We start from the raw sequence: 18,220 nt of genomic DNA on the forward strand, positions 1-18,220 counted from the left end.
ATATTTTTTGTTTACAAATCAATTAGGTTTTAACGTTTTCCCCGGTCCAATCAGAAGTATGTCCCAACCTTCGGACCATTGTTCAATTTCATATGCCGCTTTCAATAAAGATCGTATTAGCTATATCCAGTACACTTAGTGATGCACTTGCAATACCACCAGGCATGAGTGTGAACGGATTCGCACAGAGCCCATTATGCCTTGTACCTGGTACACCGCCCCATCTATGATATTCTCATTCATTATTTAAGATCTTTTAAACAAATCGAAAAATATTGTACGGTTTAATCGTACTCCAAACAGGCACCAGCTTTTTTTTAGCTGGTGCCTGCTGGCGTTTATTCCCTTATACAATATCCTCCCAGTTTGAATGATACTTTTAAGATGTTAGTTTTGCAGGTTCTTCATTGATCGTTTTTTCTATACGGCTGCTTCTTGCCTGATCCTCTTTTATCCATTTAATGAGCGATATCGATGCCATCGCCATTATTAAGATGAGGGGAACGGAAGTAATGACTACTACTGATTGAAGAGCATGCAGTCCTCCACCGAACATCATGGAAAACGCTACGAGCTCTATGACCAATGCCCAAAATATTTTGTGCCATCCGGCTGGTTCTTGATCTAATGACAACTTTTTTGATGCAGCGCTTGCTAATGTGAATGATGAAGAGTCCAGTGTAGCAGAAAGAAAAATAAGGGTGATAATCATAATCGCTAACAAGGCTATACTGCCGCCGGGAAGCCCCTGATATATGGCAGCAATGGCTGCTTCCCCACCTTTTTTCTCTAAAATGTCAATGACAGGAACAAGTTTATTAAGTTCAAAGTAAAGACCTGTATTACCCATGATGGAAAACGCCGCCCAACACCCTACTGTTCCTCCAATACATTCAGCAAAAATGACTTGTCTTATCGTTCTTCCTTTCGAGATCTTTGCTACAAATATGCCCATATAAGGAGCACAAGCAAACCACCAGGCCCAGTAAAATATCGTCCAAGCTTCCGGAAAGCCAGAATTGGCAACAGAGTCGGTGTAGAAACTCATACGAAAGAAGTTCTGTAATAAAACCCCAACGCTATCCGTAAATCTGGATATTATAAACAAAGTTGGACCAGCTAAAAGAACGAATGCAGAAAGAGCCAAAAAAAGGTACGTATTGATGTTTGCTAATCTTTTCAGACCCTTTTTCAGACCAAAATACGTGCTAACACAGAATATTAATGTCAAGGCTACTATTAGCGTCATATCTAACATAAAGCTTCGAGGTATATGAAATAATTCAGAAATACCTTCAGAAATCATCGGAAGTCCCAAGCCTAAAGCCGCCCCTATTCCTCCAACCAACCCAACCATGAAAAAAACGTCAATCGCTTTACCTAACCAGCTATTTGCTCCCTTTTTGAGAACGCCTTCACACGCTGAACTCAATTTCACACTCGGATTTTTCCTCACATATAAGTTATAGGCAATCGGCAAAGCAGGTAGACAATATAATACCCATGCGCTAAAGCCCCAATGAAATAATCCATACGTAGATGCCCAATCTGCCGCAGCAGCAGTTTTTGGTTCGGCCCCAAATGGCGGAGCAGTGTAATAATACGCCCATTCAATCGCGCTCCAGTATGTGATACTTGCACCAATTCCCGCCGTAAATAACATAGCTAACCAACTGAATGTCGAAAATTCCGGCTTGGTATCAGGCGCACCAAATTTTATCTTTCCATATTTACTGAATGCCAGCCAAATCAAGAAACCTAAAGCCGCCACCACAGCCCATAAATATAATGAACTCAAACTCTCGGCAATTAAATGATGAAGATCTCCGAGAATTGCAGTCCCTTTTTCAGGATTTAATAGGACAGGAATTGATAAAGCAGCAAGAATAGCTAGAGCCGGCCAAAAGATTGCTTTATCAACATTTGATCGTTTCATAATAAAAGAACCCCTCTTTCATTGCTTTTTGATACTATGAAAAATTTCACTTTCAGCTCCAGCTTTTATATTATTCCCCTAACGGTTAATCAACGTATAAAACGCTTTCATTTCATCAAACCATAGGTCATTTATAGATTACAGACTAGCTTTGCATCGCCTTTGTGACTAATTGATGAAAATGTTTCAAACCGTGCTCGGTAGGAGAATATACTCCTCTTCCACAAGCCCTGGAATGTAATCCACTTTGCAATAACTCAACTAATTCGAAGTCTTCTTCCCGCACTTGATCGACAAATTTAATTAAATCTTCCTCGTCTTCAGTCAAGTTTTCATCAGCAAAATAATAACGATAAATTGCCAATGAACTTTTTTCGTCAACAGGGATAATATGGCTCGTCGTCATATTTCCAGTACCTGGGTATATACTGATCATGGTGTTCGGCCAAACCCAGTAAAAACGTGCACCGGGACCTTCTTCTTCATCACTAGCTGTTGTACATTGATAGGAAAAATTATCACAAGGAGTAATATTATATTTAGTTAAATCGAAGGCCTTCGAGAAGCTAGGATGGGCAATTTGACAATGATCACATTCCAAGTAATTGTCAATGATTGATTTCCAGTTAGCTTGAACAATTCGACGGTTTTCCCTGACCTTTTTTAAGGAACTAAGAAATGTATATTCATTTATGTTATTTAAAAAAGATTGATAATCTGTTTCGAAGGCTGGTGCATCCTGATTTAGATTTACAAATATCATCGACTGATGGACTTCTAAACGAATGGGAGTCATGCAGCTAGGTTTTTCGATATCATTTGTTTTGAAATTTGGAGTCCTGTTCACCTTACCATCTAAATGGAATGTCCATCCATGATAAATACACTGGAGAATTTTTTTATTGCCCTGTTCTGTACGCTCGACTATCGCACCACGGTGAGGGCAAATATTATAAAAAGCATGCAACTCGTCGTCCTTGCCCCGTGTTACGATTATCGGCTCCCCGACCAAATCAAATGTAAAGAAGTCTCCAACCTTCTCTACCTGGCTTGTATGACCAATCATGATCCAATTTTTATAGAAAATATTTTCCCTTTCCTCCTTCATGACTTCAGGATCCACATACTTCTTATAAGGTAGTGTATAGTCCAGCCTTTTCATTTCTTCTTTTGTCGACATAATGGCAGTTCCTCCTTTTATTATCCATAAAAATAAAGACTTGCCCTGAATAAGGATACAGGTATTCCTTTTAAACCTCCTCTGCCGATTGGCTTCATATTTCCTTATTTCTGCAGCATGCTTTCCTTAACTCTTATGCAAGGATAATGCCATTTCCACAGCCCCCTATTATTACCGATATTTTACTATTCCCCCCTTCTTTAATGTATAAATATGATTTATAATTGACTCAATTTAACCACAATTGACTCATCCCAGTTATTATAGACTCATTTAAATGAGATGAAGGGAGCAAACTCATGCAAAACTTAATGAGTAATGAAGGTAAAATTGAAATGAGTACGGAGATATTGAAAAAAATTTTAGATCATTCACCTAATGAGATATATGTTCTCAACAAAGATGCCTGCATTATTTATGCAAATAAAGCGTATGAAAGGCATTATGGAAAACAGTTAAGCGAAATAATCGGAAAACATAATAATGAAATTTTCTCCAAAGGATATTGGAAACCGAGTATTTTACCCTTTGTTTTGAAAGAAAAGAAATCGGTTACAATCAAGCAAGTTTCATATATTGGAAAGGAAATGATCACAACAGCTATTCCTTTACTCAACGATGAACAGGAAATTGAACTTATTATTACGACAGCACAAGAACCAAACTATAAAGGGTTATACATTCCGGACGAACACGAACCAGAAAAACTAAGTGAAAAGAATTCTTTAAAAGAAAGCGTAATTACGAACAACGAACAGATGAACAATGTAATGGAGGTCTGCGATAAGATTTCTATGGTTGATGCGACCATTTTGATTCAAGGGGAGTCTGGTACAGGGAAAGGCGTATTGGCTAAATACATTCATGATAGAGGACTACGAAAGAACTCGCCTTTCTTATCCATTAACTGTGCTACCATACCGGAGCAATTAATAGAATCAGAACTTTTCGGATACACCGATGGTTCTTTTACTGGGGCAAGCAAAGGCGGAAAAAAGGGTCTACTTGAAATGGCAAACGGCGGTACCGTATTTTTGGATGAAATAGGGGAAATCCCGATTAATATTCAGGCTAAGCTTTTACAGGTTATTCAAGACCTTGAATTTCTTCCTGTCGGGGGCAGAGAACTAAAGAAAGTGGATATTCGTATTATTTCTGCTACCAATCGAGACTTATTTGAGATGGTGCAGAAAAAAAGATTTAGAGAAGATTTATATTATCGGCTTAATGTAGTTCATTTACAATTACCGCCATTAAGAGAAAGAAAAGAAGATATCATTCCGCTATCTTATTATTTTCTTTCAGTATTCAATAAAAAGTATCAAGTTAATCGGATTATATCGAAGGAAGTCCTCGATATTTTTAATGAATATCCGTGGTCCGGAAATATAAGACAATTAGAAAATTTAATAGAAAGCTTGGTTGTAATGAGTGATGCTATCATTCAAGTATCTGATTTACCGAGAATGCTTCAACAAAAAATTGCTCAAGAAACACCTAGTCAAGAAACACCACATAGTCCAAACAGCACCGTCCAGAACAGAACAAGTCAAATGCTACAAGATTATTCATTGGATAAAGCGTTAGAAGAACTTGAAAAAAACCTTATTGTCACCTCATATACAAAATTCAGGAGTACAAGGAAGGTCGCTCATCAATTATCCATTAGCCAATCAAAAGCATCACGGTTAGTGAGGAAATACTGTAAAGATTTAGACCTTTATAATTGATGCATTAAAAAATATATCATAAATATTAGTGGGTTCGGCGGTGCCATAAAAAGAAGGAAACTAAGGAAAGTAGATACTAGCCAATCAAAACTGGTCATCGGGTTGGATATAAAAACGCTGCTATGTCCTTTCTTACATTTCGGCAGTGCTGCATCTGGTCTTTTTGGACGTTGCCCATAAATCTTCTAGCATCCTCATCATCGGTGCACAGTACACAGTTTTTTAGAAGTGGATAAATAAATCAAGAATATTTGTTTCATACATGATTTACAAACAGGATTTGTAAAACAATAATAAAAGAGATCACTTATTGTGGTCTCCTTCAGTTTGTAGGCAAAGGGTTCTAAAAGTTAATTCACAATTGATTGGAACAGATGTGCCTGACTCCTGCTTAGAAAAGCGAGTCCGGAATGGACCCGCAGACGCAAAGGAGCCCAGGAGGCTCCCGGACCGCCGCGGAAAGTAAGTGCCTGGAGGCAAAAAGACCGAAATTGGAATTCGGTCTTAAAATCCTATTTAGCAAACATAAGGTTTACAAGGTATTTCAACTCGTTTTTATTCGGATAACATTAGTCGTTTTCCTTATCATTTTTCACTATTTTCCCAGATAAAAACCATCCGCCTAGAGCAATAAGAAGCATGACTGACCAAAAGATGATATTCCAAATCGGTCCTTCAACAAATTCGTGTGGGATAATGTGCACGGCTGGATGCGCAAGGGTATGCATTAATAACTTAACCCCTACCCAACCCACGATTAACATGGCTGCTGTTTCGAGGCTAGGTCGCTCCGTCAGAATCTTAACAAAGTATCCTGCTGCAAACCGGATGACAATTAAACCTGCAATCGCCCCTACTAAAATAACAATGAACTTGGCCCCATCCATACCTCCTATATCACCCATTGGTGTATCTGGCAAGGCAATGACAAGGGCGACTGCAGCTAAAATGGAATCGATAGCAAAAGCAATATCAGCCAAAGCAATTTGCGCAACGGTCATACGGTAGCTCTTCCCTTTTCCCTCTTTCTCCCCGTGGTCCTTTTTTAGTAAATGTTTTAATGAGATGAAAATCAAATATGCAGCCCCAATTGCTTGAACTTGCCAGACATGGAAGAGGTACGAAATAATAAAGATTGCACCAATCCTAAATATAAAAGCCAAAAGCAGCCCAATATTAATCGCTTTTTTTTGCTGTTCTTTTGGTAAATGCTTTGACATAATGGCTAAAACCAATGCATTATCGGCAGATAATAAGCCTTCTAAAAAAATTAGAATAATTAACACCCAGCCATATTCCAATAATAACGATAATTCCATGATACCCCCCTAAAAGCATGTATAAGAATGCGTATGGACTTCAAACCAAGCAATATTTTCTCCTCCAATATTGTCCCATCTTATTTACTTCCTTATTCAACCCTTCCGTTCCATTAACTCCATTTGAATAGGGGGCGACTCCCCTATTGAAAGCAGGCAGCCGTTAGCTCTATAATCTTAGTCTTTGCCCCTTGATATAATCTGGAATTCCAGTCTGGTTTTTTTCAAATTCATCACCTTAAGATTCTTTTTACAATCCTATCCATTCCGGCAGATAAACTTATTGTTAAGATTAAGAATTATCACCTTTCATAACAAACATAATTAAAAAGCGTTAAACATCATCGTGCTTAAATGATTTAGTTACAACATTAATCCCTGAATGAACGAATAAAATTAAGCCTCTCCCCAAATAATAGGTAGACTAATCAGCAGGGAGGGATATATGTGGATGTTAAGCGTGTAAAACAGATACTTTCTTCTTCATCCGACATTGAGGTGAGATATAATGGCACCTCAGTGTGGATTGATAATTTAAATGAAGATGGAAGAACGGCTACAGTACATTTGAGAGGACCATTAGAGGAAAGATCAGAAGTAGCAATTGACGAACTTAATGAAATATAAGGAATATATTTAAAAATAAGCTCCTCTCGTCATGAGAAGAGCCTTTACTTATTTCAACCTTAATTTTTGACCGATATAAATTTTGTCGGGGTCTTTAATTCCGTTAAGACTAACAAGAGATTTTACCGTAGTATTATGTTTTTTTGCAATGAAGCTAAGTGTGTCGCCTTTTGTTACTGTATAAGTTGTGGTTGTTTCGGCTTTCCAAGCACGGGTGTTGTGTGTCCTAAAAGCATTTATTGTATTTGTAAAATCCCTATAGGCTATATTCAAGTCCACCTTTGTACTGATGCCGCTTATTTTACCCGAATCAGAATGCTGCCAAATATCTGCGCTACGTCCCAACGTGCTGTTGTATCTGGCAATCCACAAAGCGTAATTCGTCAACCTTGATTCATCTAAATTATTTTCAAGAAAATATTTACCGGTATACAGCATAGCCATGTATCCAGCTTCTTCAATAGCTTCTAAGAAAGCTATTGCTGCATCGGTCAGCGTTTTTTTCTTTGCCTTTTTTTTATTTTCCTCAAGATCCAGTACAACAGGGTAATTTAAAGCAAAAGATCTGATTGAATCTAAAAAATAAGCTGCCTCAGCCTTTGCTTCTGCAACAGTTGCAAACTTTGCATAGTGATAGGCCCCAACTTTCAATCCCGCTGCCAATGCTTGTGGTGCGTTTTCTTTGAAATAAGATAACTTAGAATAACTCGTTCCCTCTGTTGCTTTAATGAACACGAACTTCACGTCTGCCTTTGCAACTTCCCCCCAATGGATGGCACCTTGCCAATGTGAAACATCGATTCCCTTTATATATTCCATATTAATGTCCTCCTTACGGAAACAACCCTATGGCGGTAAATGTTTATTGAATTTAACTAAGCCCTTATAAACACAGCATTTAGGAAAAATGCCGTCCTATTGCCCACCTTATAATAAGATATTTGATGGAGTTAAAACAATAATAAATCTTTTGGGAATGAAAGGAAAAAAATAAGCCGTTTCCTTTTGTTTTCAAAGATGAATTTATGCTATACTGATTTTATTAATATCAGAAGGGATGATGGGTGGCCGATGATTAACTAATCTTATTTTTTAAAATTTGAAATCGCATATTTCAAATCAAACGAAATAGGATTAGTCTGCCCATTTTCTATAAATTACAGAGCTATATTCAAAATAGCTCTTATTTGACAATGCACAGGTACGGCTAATCCTTCCATATGAATTGGGAGGATTTTTTTTATCCTCCCATTAAGGAGAGGGATGAATTATATGAAAGAATTATTAAAATTAACCAATATTAGCTATGAAGTAATGGACGTAAACATTTTCGAAAATATACATGCAAGTGTACAACAAGGGGAAATCATCGGTATCATTGGCAAAAATGGTGCCGGTAAGTCTACGTTGTTGCAATTAATTAACAATGCTTTAGAGCCTGTACGCGGACAAATCCAATGGCTGCAGCAAGACTTGAAAGTTTTTATGGTTGAACAAGAAGTCGTATCGCATCCTTCCGAAGATAAGACCCCTTCCGAAGTTAAATTACTTGATAAAATGCATGTACCAGGCCATGAATTCCAACAATTAAGCGGGGGAGAAAAACTGAAAGCCCGACTTGCAAAAGGACTTTCTAAAGATGCAGACCTTTTACTATTAGATGAACCGACGAACCACCTTGATGAAGACAGTATAGAATTCCTTAAGGGACAAATAAAAAATTATAGAGGTACCATCATTTTTGTTTCGCACGATCGTTATTTTTTGGATGCTGTTGCAACGAAAATTTGGTCGATTGAAGATAAAAAGCTAATTGAACACAGAGGGAATTATTCTAGTTATATGGAAGTTCGCAAACAGAAAAGACTTACACAACAACGTGAATATGAAAAACAGCAAAAAATGGTTGAACGGATTGAGGGACAAATGAATGAAATCACTTCTTGGTCGAAAAAAGCCCATTCCCAATCGACGAAAAAAGAAGGAGTTAAGGAATACTATCGCGTAAAAGCAAAACGAATGGATGCACAGGTAAAATCTAAACAAAAGCGTCTTGAAAAAGAGCTTGAAAAAGCAAAAGCTGAACCTGTTGAATCCGACTATACTGTACGCTTTTCAATTAAAGCAAAAAACAAGTCGGGAAAACGGTTTTTGGAAGTCAAGAATTTAACTAAGTCTTTTAACGAGCGCACGCTATTTAAAAACGTCAATTTCACGATACAGCATGGGGAGAAGGTTGCCATAATAGGTCCCAATGGCAGCGGAAAGACGACATTATTAAAAATAATTCTTGGACGGGAAAATTTTGCGGGCAATGTTTGGATTTCGCCATCTGCAAAAATTGGCTATTTGACGCAAGAGGTGTTTGATTTACCATTAGAACTAACACCCTCCCAGCTATTTCATAAAGAAACTTTCGAGTCGAGAGGGAACGTTCAAACTTTAATGAAGCATTTAGGCTTCACGGCATCTCAATGGACAGAACCCATTAAGAACATGAGTATGGGTGAGCGCGTTAAATGTAAGTTAATGGAATATATCCTGGAAGAAAAAGATGTGCTTATTTTGGATGAACCGACAAATCACCTGGACTTAGCTTCACGGGAACAACTTGAAGATACCTTAGCACAGTATACTGGTACGCTAATCGTCGTTTCGCATGATCGATATTTTCTCGAAAAAATCACAAGCAGCAAACTTATCATTTCAAATAATCACATACAAAAGCAATTGTATGAATCATCCTCAAAAAGAGATGATTTGGAAGAACTAAGATTAACACTTGAAACAGAAAGACAAGAAGTTTTGGGAAAGCTTAGCTTTATGACTCCAAACGATAAAGCCTACACAGAACTCGATCAGAAGTTTAATGAGCTTACGAAAAAAATAAATGAACTTAGTGACAAATGACTAATCCATTGTAGCCTAATGTAACTGCTGGATTAAAATCGAGAACCCTTAGATAAAGTCTAAGGGTTTTTTTTATACAGAATGGTTGCCGAGTAGTCCACGGTATACGATTCCCCCTTTGAATCTCCATTGTTACATGCTTTTGGTGCCATCCTATGTTCAATATCCATTTTCCCTTCTCGCTAAAATGCAAAAATCACATATACCCGCTTGTTTTTCTTCAAGAACATGGATGGATCATGGTACTCCCCTTCAAGAGATTGAACTCGTCATAAAAAACGCCATCAAGTACCAATTGGTTTGAGGTGCTAAAGGGATATTAGTAATTTTATTTATATTCAAATTGAGGAGTATACTAATGTCCCTTTGTTAATAAGATTTAATGATGGTTTTGTTTTAAAAGGGAGGCTTTAGTTATGAATGAGGACATACAGGAAGTTATGAGGAATAAATCGGGAATGTTTGTTGCCCGCTCTTTGGATGAGATTCGTTTTTGGTCAAGAATTATGAAGGAACACTCGTTATTTTTAAGACTAGGTTTTAGATGTGAAGATACGCAGTTAATTGAGGAGGCTAATCAGTTTTATCATTTATTTGAACGGATAGAACAACAATCCCATACATTAACAAATCAAGCTGATCCTGAACAGATCAGGATATTTAACTCGGAAGTGCAACAAGCTGCTACAGGAATATTTTTATTCAAAAGGAAGGTATTGGGGCTGATACTCACCTGTAAATTGCCTGGTGCAAACAATTTCCCACTTTTAGTCGACCATACAAGCAGGGAAGCCAATTATTTCAGAAAACGATTAAAAGAATTAAATGAGGGTAAAATGAAACCACTTGCAGATGCCATCATCAAAGAAAATGTTTTCTTTTTAAGGATCATGGCGGATCATGCAAAATTCATCGGACATCTCCTTGATCCGTCGGAAAGAAAGCTGGTGGATATGGCGCGTAATTTTAGCAATGATTTTGATCAATTAGTCTTTCAAGCTGTAGACTTAGAGTCCATGAAACCGCAATCTCAAACTGCTCCTCTTTTGGATCAATTTCTAGATCAGAACCGTGTTTCCGTCGTATCACTTCGAGACTTTAAGAAAACCGCCAGAGATTTAATCGAAGAATGCAAAATCAAGAGCATTATCCATCCTTTATTGGCGGATCACGTTTTCCGTGAAGCTGAACATTTCCTTGAAATCATCGATATGTTTGAATCCCACCTTACAGGTGAAACATACAATTAATTGAGTATGAAGGATATAGAAAAATAACTGGTCTTTATAAAATTCCTTTTATGGATTAATATATTCAATTAAAAATTGGCCCCTCTCGATTAGAGAAGGGCTTTTATATGTAAAAAGTTAAGAAAGGGAGTTTACCAATGTTTTAAGTTTCTCTTTATCAGAAACAGAAATCCATGGTAAATCCCGATTATCATCGTCAATACCAGGTTGGATAACGCGGCTATATAAAAGGTCACAAATACAATCATTTAATAACTGGATATCCTGGTCTGATATTTTCCGGTTATATGTTACATTAGCGGTTCCTGTTTGTTTATTCATCCCCCCTATCAAGCCTCTTTGTTTTAATGAACTTCTGATCACTTCTCTAATAGCCTCTAGACTAGTCAACGGAAATACATCAAGGTGCTTAACAATCATTCTAAAAATATCATCTTTAGATAAGTCCTGTTCAATATGTTGTCGCAATCATTCCACCCCCATTGGTCAAAACATTCTTCAAATGAAACGTAAAATCCTCCTTTCTCCTTAAAAAGGACTACGCTTACTGCCTTTTTAAGGGGCACTGCACTTTCAACTCATAAAAACAGATTGACTGACGGCTTTCCGCAGCGTATACAGCGCCTGAAGAATTTTTGTAAAGGATGTTCCATTGTATGGAAACTCATCTTCCCTAACTAAATTGATTTTGTTTTTTGCAAATTAACAATCATGTTTTTGGTAAATATTTGTATTATAATAAATAAGTATTTAATCTGTTACGTTATGATAATGATTATTTAACGAAGGGAAAGATGCTTATCTTTAAGATCATCCTATTCATTCATATTTTCGCTGGAGCAATATGTCTTATTAGTGGAATAGGTGCTATGTCTTCAAAGAAAAAAAGAGGTATGCATACAATTTGTGGTGAAATTTATCACAGTGCATATGTTGTACTCTTTGTCACATCCCTGACAATGGCAATATTGAATTGGGAAAGCAGCGCATATTTATTTTTCATTGGGATATTTTCATATTCTTTCGCGTTTATAGGCTATCTTGCTGCTAAGAAGAAATGGAAAAACTGGATTGCCTCTCATATTAGCGGGATGCTCGGTTCCTATATCGCTATTTGTACTGCAATTCTTGTAGTGAATGTACCCAATATAACTATCTTGAATGAATGGAACCCATTAATTTTTTGGTTTCTTCCAAGCATTATAGGTTCACCACTGATACTTTTGGTTGGGAAGAAGTATAAAAAATCCAATTCTATCTAAATACAGTCCAAAAAGCTCCTACAAATTCATTTAACAAACCCCAACATAAAAAAAGCCCCTCGATCAAGAGAGGGGCTTTTAACAATGGAGGAGTACCACTTAGGGGGTAGTACAATAATATAATTATCGCCAAACGAATACATTTATATTCATTGTTATTCGGCAAACAAGTTAGTGTATAAGCTTATTTATCTGTGTAAGCAAATATCTACTATTTCAGAGATGCCAACCATGGTTTGTTGTTGGTAATTTGTAATCTAATCTCAATACCAAGTACAATAATTCGTCAACTCCACTATTCATAGCGCCCGCTTTTTCCACTTACTAGAAAAAACAAAGCTTCTTCTGCACGATAGTTAGCTAATTTACAGCCCTCTGCCTGCTACACCAGTTCATTCAATTCAGACTGGGCTAAATCACCAGCTGCTTTCACACGAATACGGGTTGCATTCCCAGGCATATATGCTAAAGGTACATCTTCTATGTCGACAATAACAAGCGTTTCGGGATCGGCTCCGGCGCTGATCGCTTCTGACATCGCTATTTCCTTTGCCTGTTCCAATGCTGTTTCCCTTCCAATTTCAGCTAGTGCATATACTTTTTCAATCTGCCCGCTAACTTGGGAGATAGCCGATCCAATGGCATTTGCTACACCTGAATGTAATGGGCGTATGACTTCAGATGCACCTGTTAATTCCTCAGGTAAAAGGATGCTTCCACCTCCAACGAGAATGACAGGCACTGGTGCAGCACTTGTTTTCATCTTATCAATGGCTTCTTCGACCAGGTTGACCATATTTAAATAGACTCTATTTAATAATTCCTTATCAAGGTGGGCCACTTTTGAAGCATCACCAAGTTCCACCTTTCCAAGTGCCACAGCAACATCAGTTGTCGTTAAAGTCTCACCTCCGAAAATCAAGGCTTTTTCTGGCAGTCGGTAACCGACACTGTCCGGCCCAATTGTGAACTCTCCATTATCTCCTATGCGGATTATTGTCCCTCCGCCAAGTCCAATCGAAATTAAATCAGGCATCCGGAAGTTTGTTCTGGCTCCTCCAATCTCTACTGCCAAAGAAGATTCCCTTGGAAACGATTGAACCAGGACACCAATATCCGTTGTTGTCCCCCCAACATCAACAACGATTGCATCTGTTAACTCACTCAAATAGGATGCTCCCCTTAATGAGTTAGTCGGACCGCAAGCAACAGTGAAGATTGGGTATTTAACCGCATATTCAATTGACATTAATGTCCCATCGTTTTGGCAAAAGAATACTTTTGCCTCAATTCCTTCGTTCTTCAGGGCATTGATGAATCCGTCAGCAGTTGTTTTAGCGACATTTACGACAGCAGCATTAAGAATCGTCGCATTTTCCCTTTCCAGTAAACCGACTGAACCAATTTCTGAAGATAAAGATATTGAAATTTCTTCTCCCAGCACTTCTTTGAAAATTTCACTTGCTCTTAGTTCATGTGATTGCGATACAGGTGAGAAGACAGAAGTAATCGCGATCGAATCCACTTTCCCGTTGATTTCCTCGGCAATTTGATACAAACGAGCTTCATCTAATTCAACAATCTCCCGGCCATCATATTCATGCCCGCCGCGGATTAGGTATACGTATTTTCCGAGTACTGCGCAGAGGTCTTCAGGTACGCCGATCAGCGGTTTAACCGCTAAAGTAGCCGGTGCACCAATACGGATTGCTGCGATTTTGTTTAATCTCTTTCGTTCAACGATAGCATTTGTACAATGGGTCGTACCCAGCATTGCATACTTAATTTGCTCCCGCGGAACCTTTGCATCATCGATTATTTTTCTCATTGCTGTATAGATGCCAATGGAAACATCCTCCGTTGTATGCGATTTTGTTTCCGAAATGACCTGATTATATTGATCTAAAAGCACGGCATCTGTATGGGTTCCCCCGACATCAATTCCTATTCGATAAACACCCATTATGCTATCCCTCCTTTTTTCACTAGTTCTTCAACAGGTACATAACCTACTTCATAGCCAAAGTATCTTGGGCCTACAGCTTCAATTCCCTTTTCCGTTCGCCACTTAGGATGGCATGGCATTCCGATCACCACGCATCTTGCTCCATACCGGATCCCTTCAGTAGTGATTGGCAAGCCTGTTTCCGCATCAAGCACGGCAATCAAATCTGGAGTGACACAAAGCAAGCGTTTCTCTGTCTGCGCAATTAAATGTTCATTTTGGAATCGCACCTCGAGTTTTTCTCCCTTATACTCATTGATTCCCTCGAATGTTGCCACACCTCTAGCAAATCCCGCCTCTGTCTTGCGGTTGATATCACTCACTTTTCCACGGAACAATTCAAACCCGTCCGCCTTATTCAACACTTCTTTTATTGGATCAACATTGTTTTGCTTTGCAAGCCTTATTGTCTTACCGATTTGTTCCTCCAAACTTAGTATATTTCTAATTCCGCTTTCCTTTATATTCTTTCCTGTCATTGGATAGATGGCTGTCATGGTGGAACCGCCCATTTCAATCGTTGCTGCACGGGCAATCCTTTCTGTCCAGACATTGTTTATGGTTGAGAGCAGTGACGTATTGCCTTTCTCATCCGCAAGGACCATCGGCGTGGCTGCAATTCCATCCAAATAAAAAGTGACCATCTGCAATTCCGGGAATGCTCTTCCCATTCCATCAACATCCACTACAGGCAAGCCAAGCTTGGCAGCAAGTGCAAGTGGCACCATCGAATTCACTCCGCCTGCTTCAATCGGCATCGTTGCAAAAATCTTTTTTCCTAAATAAGCTTCGAGGTTTTTGAAAGCGGCTGTTGCTTCTTCACCACTTGGAGCTTTTTCCAACATTACCGTCGGTGCTCCCATCATCGCGGAAGGAACTACTAATGCGTCATCAGGAACTTCATCCACATCCAACAATGTGATTTCCCCGTATTCTTCAATTGCCTGTAAAGCCATTAGTTTACCAATGTAAGGATCTCCTCCTCCGCCCGTTCCGAGTAAAGCCGCACCTACTGCAATATCTTCAATTTCCTGTTTACCTAATCTCCTCATTCTCAAAACCCCCGATTTTCAAAAATTATGATGCGATATGATCCCTATTCTCTTTTTTTCCTTTGATGGATTTAATAAATAACACACCTGCGTAATAGATAATGCCGCTTATTAGAAGGGAATTGATAGATGGAATGCCAACTGTAATAAAATAGCCGCTTGCAAACCCTGCTGCCCAGGCAACTAATGTAACTGGATTCAATTTTTCAGGCTCAGATGGCAATGTTCCTTTCTCCCTGCTTTCATCAAGGGCTTTTCGATACGTTCTAAGCACGAAGTAATCAACCACCATAATTCCGGCTATTGGAGGTATCATGATTCCAAGTAAAACAAGGAAGTCTACAAATCTATCGAGAATGCCCATAATGGAAAGCAAAGTGCCGATAGCACCAATAACAAGTGTAACGAGTCCTCGATTCATCTTGACCTTAAAAACCGAATCGAAAATATTAGTAAAGCCAAGAGAAGAGGAATATAAATTTACGTTATTAATTTTCACTGTGGAAAAAACGACAACTGCAGCGCCAAGCCAGCCAGACGTTTGTAGCATGATGCTGACAACATCGCTCGTTTTTGCTGCATGGGCCATTAACACAGCGATCATTCCTACACCAAGTTCACCCACAAGTGTACCAATGGTAGTCATCCAAAAAACATCCTTACCGTTTCGGGCAAACCGACTGAAGTCAGGTGTGATTACAGCACCTATAATGAATCCTCCAGCAACCATTGTTGCACCCACGCCCAGAGAAAGACTCTCTCCCGGAGGCGGCGTTCCCATTAAACTGAAAATGGAATGATCACTAAGAACTTGATAGATGCCAATCCCTACCACCAATAGAAAAGCAGGAACGGTAATCTTGGCTGTCATGCTTAATAGCTTAAAGCCAAATATAACCAGAACAGTAACGCCTAATCCGGTAATGGCAGCTGCAAATGGGAGGGTCAATTTACCGTTGGTGGCTTCAACCAATCCATTAGCAAAAACAGTGTTCTGTACTCCAAACCAGCCAATTGTACAAAAAGCGATGACTGCGCCAATGATACTTGAACCATACCTGCCAAATCCTGTCCAACGCGACAATAGACTAGTTGAAAGGCCTTCACGTGCACCAGCATAACCGATTAGAAAACTTATAACTTGTAAAATGACACTTCCAAACATCATGGCCCAAAACGCCTGCCAAAAAGTCATTCCATATCCTAATGCCGCACCTAGCATAAATTGAGAAAGTGTAGCTAGAGCACCGACTCTGACAATCATGATATCCCACATTGGCAATCTCGCATTTTGTGGAACTCTCGATAGAGAGTAATCGTCACCCAACTTTGTATGATCTTCCATAAATTCACCCCCTATGAATTACTCCTTAGCTTTATCGATCAACTTGGAGATTTCCCTGCCTTTTTAAATTTAATATCCAGAATATTCCGTTAATTAACTTTGCAAGAGTCGTTGGTTTTCTTTTTCTTAAAAAAGTTTATGAATTTTTTACTCTCTGTTTAGAAGGTGGAGTCATGTAGGTCAAGCGGCTTTGTTTAACCCCCATAGCAATTAAGATTTCAAGCATCTTTGTAGCTGCAAATGCGGGATCAATAACCGGAACATCATAACCTCTTTGCGATAATCGTTCCTGAAGCTCCGCTGCAACACCCATAAAGCCTGTACACCCTAACACTAAAGCATGGGCATTGTCATGTTCAATCGCCTTTATCATTTCTTCAAACAACGCACATTTTAACTTTTCCTTGTCTTGAACTTCCAGAACAGGAATATTTACATATCGTATGGAAGCGACATTCCCATCCACACCTAGGGTTTTACTTATGTTCTCAATCATGGGCACAACATTAGGCAGCACCGTTACAATCGAAAAGGATTTTGCTAATGAGCTCGCAACAAGCATGGAAGACTCACACGGCCCAACAACGGGAATATCCAATATTTCTCTTGCAGGCTTCACACCTGGATCTCCAAAACAATCACTAATTACACCCTCATACCCCTCTTCTTCAGCCTGCTTTGCTTTTTCCAGGAAATTAGGTATACATAGTGCCTCATCATATTCGCTTTCAATTGATTCAGGTCCATAATCAAGGTTGCAAACTCCTACTTCAGTGTTTTCAGAAACATAAGATTTAATCTCTCTTCTAATTTCTTCATTAAAAATATCCGATATAACCGGCATGATCACTTTAATTTTCATTGGAATACACTCCTTTGTTTTTAATAGACCCGCTAACCATTTTTATTTCTTGTCATGATTTCATTATTTATATCACCCCCTTTTAGCAACTAATCCATTTCTGCAATAGACCTTTTTATTATTCACTTTTGGACATATTTTCTCTCTATATCACTAAACATGGAGCTGATGAATCGATCTGCAATATGAACTTGTTCCATTAAATCTTGTCCCTCATACAAGTTTATACCCCAGAACAATCCATTCCCGAGTAAAACATATTGCTTAATGATTTGGTCCACTTCGTCTGCGGAAATGCCCGAATACCTCTGCCTCAAAAGATCCTCAAGTGAACTCGCCATCCAGTCATTAAAATGCAACAAATACTTTTGTAAATATAGTTTGATTTCCGGAATGGGTGACGTAACCAACGATATATACGCCATGGTCCCTCGCTCATCATCTTTGTGATACTTGACGATTCCATGAAGCATTTCACTAAAAATCTGATCAACTGATCGTGAACTCGTTTTAGCTAAAATCCGTTTCATTTCGGCTAAATGGTTATCAAGTAATTGTTGAAAAGCGGCAATAAATAATTCCTCTTTGTTTTTATAAAAAAAATAAATGGATGCTGGTTTTATTCCCACTTCATCCGCAATTTTCTTCATGGTAGCTCCTTGATATCCATGTAGTGAATAATGCAAAAGGGCTGCATCTATCAATTCTTGCTTTTTCAATTCATCCCCACCTAACGTTTATT

Annotated in this window: 15 protein-coding genes; 5 read left to right on the plus strand and 10 right to left on the minus strand. The window is 38.5% G+C overall.

The annotated features are described in order from the left end of the window. Positions 1 to 379: 379 nt before the first annotated feature. Positions 380 to 1,936, minus strand: coding sequence for a BCCT family transporter (locus N0M92_RS18660; RefSeq protein WP_260287245.1), 1,557 nt, complete (start codon positions 1,934 to 1,936; stop codon positions 380 to 382). Positions 1,937 to 2,081: 145 nt separating this feature from the next. Beyond that, complete coding sequence (locus tag N0M92_RS18665; protein WP_260287246.1) at positions 2,082 to 3,116, minus strand: aromatic ring-hydroxylating oxygenase subunit alpha; 1,035 nt, start codon at positions 3,114 to 3,116, stop codon at positions 2,082 to 2,084. Between the two features lie 299 nt (positions 3,117 to 3,415). Between N0M92_RS18665 and N0M92_RS18670 the strand changes: the two genes are divergently transcribed. Then, the gene (locus N0M92_RS18670; protein ID WP_260287247.1) at positions 3,416 to 4,846 is read left to right on the plus strand and encodes a sigma-54 interaction domain-containing protein; all 1,431 of its coding nucleotides are present in this window, start codon (positions 3,416 to 3,418) and stop codon (positions 4,844 to 4,846) included. A gap of 569 nt (positions 4,847 to 5,415) precedes the next feature. Here the strand turns inward: N0M92_RS18670 and N0M92_RS18675 are convergent. Continuing rightward, positions 5,416 to 6,165 carry a TerC family protein gene (locus N0M92_RS18675; RefSeq protein WP_260287248.1) on the minus strand — a complete coding sequence of 250 codons (750 nt, stop codon included), beginning with the start codon at positions 6,163 to 6,165 and terminating at the stop codon, positions 5,416 to 5,418. Positions 6,166 to 6,612: 447 nt separating this feature from the next. On the opposite strand from N0M92_RS18675, the gene N0M92_RS18680 reads away from it, so the two are divergent. Continuing rightward, positions 6,613 to 6,792 (plus strand): H-type small acid-soluble spore protein, encoded by a 180-nt coding sequence (locus tag N0M92_RS18680; RefSeq protein WP_260287249.1) that lies wholly within the window; start codon positions 6,613 to 6,615, stop codon positions 6,790 to 6,792. 48 nt (positions 6,793 to 6,840) lie between these two features. On the opposite strand, the gene N0M92_RS18685 is transcribed toward N0M92_RS18680, so the two are convergent. Continuing rightward, a complete protein-coding gene (locus N0M92_RS18685) occupies positions 6,841 to 7,611 on the minus strand; it encodes a GH25 family lysozyme (RefSeq protein ID WP_260287250.1) in 771 nt (256 codons plus the stop codon). A gap of 453 nt (positions 7,612 to 8,064) precedes the next feature. Between N0M92_RS18685 and abc-f the strand changes: the two genes are divergently transcribed. Then, positions 8,065 to 9,702 carry a ribosomal protection-like ABC-F family protein gene (gene abc-f / locus N0M92_RS18690; protein ID WP_260287251.1) on the plus strand — a complete coding sequence of 546 codons (1,638 nt, stop codon included), beginning with the start codon at positions 8,065 to 8,067 and terminating at the stop codon, positions 9,700 to 9,702. Positions 9,703 to 10,118: 416 nt separating this feature from the next. After that, positions 10,119 to 10,952, plus strand: a complete 834-nt coding sequence (locus tag N0M92_RS18695; protein ID WP_260287252.1) for a DUF2935 domain-containing protein — start codon at positions 10,119 to 10,121, stop codon at positions 10,950 to 10,952. A 117-nt stretch (positions 10,953 to 11,069) separates the two neighbouring features. On the opposite strand, the gene N0M92_RS18700 is transcribed toward N0M92_RS18695, so the two are convergent. After that, positions 11,070 to 11,420, minus strand: a complete 351-nt coding sequence (locus N0M92_RS18700; protein ID WP_260287253.1) for a hypothetical protein — start codon at positions 11,418 to 11,420, stop codon at positions 11,070 to 11,072. A gap of 326 nt (positions 11,421 to 11,746) precedes the next feature. Between N0M92_RS18700 and N0M92_RS18705 the strand changes: the two genes are divergently transcribed. Then, positions 11,747 to 12,214: a DUF2306 domain-containing protein gene (locus tag N0M92_RS18705; protein ID WP_260287254.1), complete on the plus strand. Its 468-nt coding sequence runs from the start codon at positions 11,747 to 11,749 to the stop codon at positions 12,212 to 12,214. 382 nt (positions 12,215 to 12,596) lie between these two features. Here the strand turns inward: N0M92_RS18705 and N0M92_RS18710 are convergent, their stop codons facing one another. The 5 genes from N0M92_RS18710 to N0M92_RS18730 form a co-directional block, all read right to left on the minus strand. Further along, positions 12,597 to 14,177, minus strand: coding sequence for a hydantoinase/oxoprolinase family protein (locus N0M92_RS18710; RefSeq protein WP_260287255.1), 1,581 nt, complete (start codon positions 14,175 to 14,177; stop codon positions 12,597 to 12,599). Further along, positions 14,177 to 15,271: a DUF917 domain-containing protein gene (locus tag N0M92_RS18715; RefSeq protein WP_076368701.1), complete on the minus strand. Its 1,095-nt coding sequence runs from the start codon at positions 15,269 to 15,271 to the stop codon at positions 14,177 to 14,179. Before N0M92_RS18715 ends, N0M92_RS18710 begins: the two co-directional genes overlap by 1 nt. Before the next feature lie 25 nt (positions 15,272 to 15,296). Then, a complete protein-coding gene (locus tag N0M92_RS18720) occupies positions 15,297 to 16,616 on the minus strand; it encodes a purine-cytosine permease family protein (protein ID WP_260287256.1) in 1,320 nt (439 codons plus the stop codon). Positions 16,617 to 16,752: 136 nt separating this feature from the next. Further along, positions 16,753 to 17,478 (minus strand): aspartate/glutamate racemase family protein, encoded by a 726-nt coding sequence (locus N0M92_RS18725; RefSeq protein WP_260287257.1) that lies wholly within the window; start codon positions 17,476 to 17,478, stop codon positions 16,753 to 16,755. Between the two features lie 122 nt (positions 17,479 to 17,600). Further along, positions 17,601 to 18,197 carry a TetR/AcrR family transcriptional regulator gene (locus N0M92_RS18730; RefSeq protein WP_260287258.1) on the minus strand — a complete coding sequence of 199 codons (597 nt, stop codon included), beginning with the start codon at positions 18,195 to 18,197 and terminating at the stop codon, positions 17,601 to 17,603. Between the last annotated feature and the right edge of the window lie 23 nt (positions 18,198 to 18,220).

Origin of the sequence: Peribacillus aracenensis, assembly GCF_025175645.1 — a bacterium.
Classification (GTDB): Bacteria; Bacillota; Bacilli; order Bacillales; family DSM-1321; genus Peribacillus; species Peribacillus aracenensis.

What these genes read in the sequence shown, in the direction of transcription:
- abc-f (WP_260287251.1), top strand. Translation starts at nt 8,065, where the DNA reads ATGAAAGAATTATTAAAATTAACCAATATTAGCTATGAAGTAATGGAC.
- N0M92_RS18720 (WP_260287256.1), bottom strand. Translation starts at nt 16,616, where the DNA reads ATGGAAGATCATACAAAGTTGGGTGACGATTACTCTCTATCGAGAGTT.
- N0M92_RS18660 (WP_260287245.1), bottom strand. Translation starts at nt 1,936, where the DNA reads ATGAAACGATCAAATGTTGATAAAGCAATCTTTTGGCCGGCTCTAGCT.
- N0M92_RS18715 (WP_076368701.1), bottom strand. Translation starts at nt 15,271, where the DNA reads ATGAGGAGATTAGGTAAACAGGAAATTGAAGATATTGCAGTAGGTGCG.
- N0M92_RS18725 (WP_260287257.1), bottom strand. Translation starts at nt 17,478, where the DNA reads ATGAAAATTAAAGTGATCATGCCGGTTATATCGGATATTTTTAATGAA.
- N0M92_RS18665 (WP_260287246.1), bottom strand. Translation starts at nt 3,116, where the DNA reads ATGTCGACAAAAGAAGAAATGAAAAGGCTGGACTATACACTACCTTAT.
- N0M92_RS18685 (WP_260287250.1), bottom strand. Translation starts at nt 7,611, where the DNA reads ATGGAATATATAAAGGGAATCGATGTTTCACATTGGCAAGGTGCCATC.
- N0M92_RS18675 (WP_260287248.1), bottom strand. Translation starts at nt 6,165, where the DNA reads ATGGAATTATCGTTATTATTGGAATATGGCTGGGTGTTAATTATTCTA.
- N0M92_RS18670 (WP_260287247.1), top strand. Translation starts at nt 3,416, where the DNA reads ATGCAAAACTTAATGAGTAATGAAGGTAAAATTGAAATGAGTACGGAG.
- N0M92_RS18710 (WP_260287255.1), bottom strand. Translation starts at nt 14,177, where the DNA reads ATGGGTGTTTATCGAATAGGAATTGATGTCGGGGGAACCCATACAGAT.
- N0M92_RS18705 (WP_260287254.1), top strand. Translation starts at nt 11,747, where the DNA reads ATGCTTATCTTTAAGATCATCCTATTCATTCATATTTTCGCTGGAGCA.
- N0M92_RS18695 (WP_260287252.1), top strand. Translation starts at nt 10,119, where the DNA reads ATGAATGAGGACATACAGGAAGTTATGAGGAATAAATCGGGAATGTTT.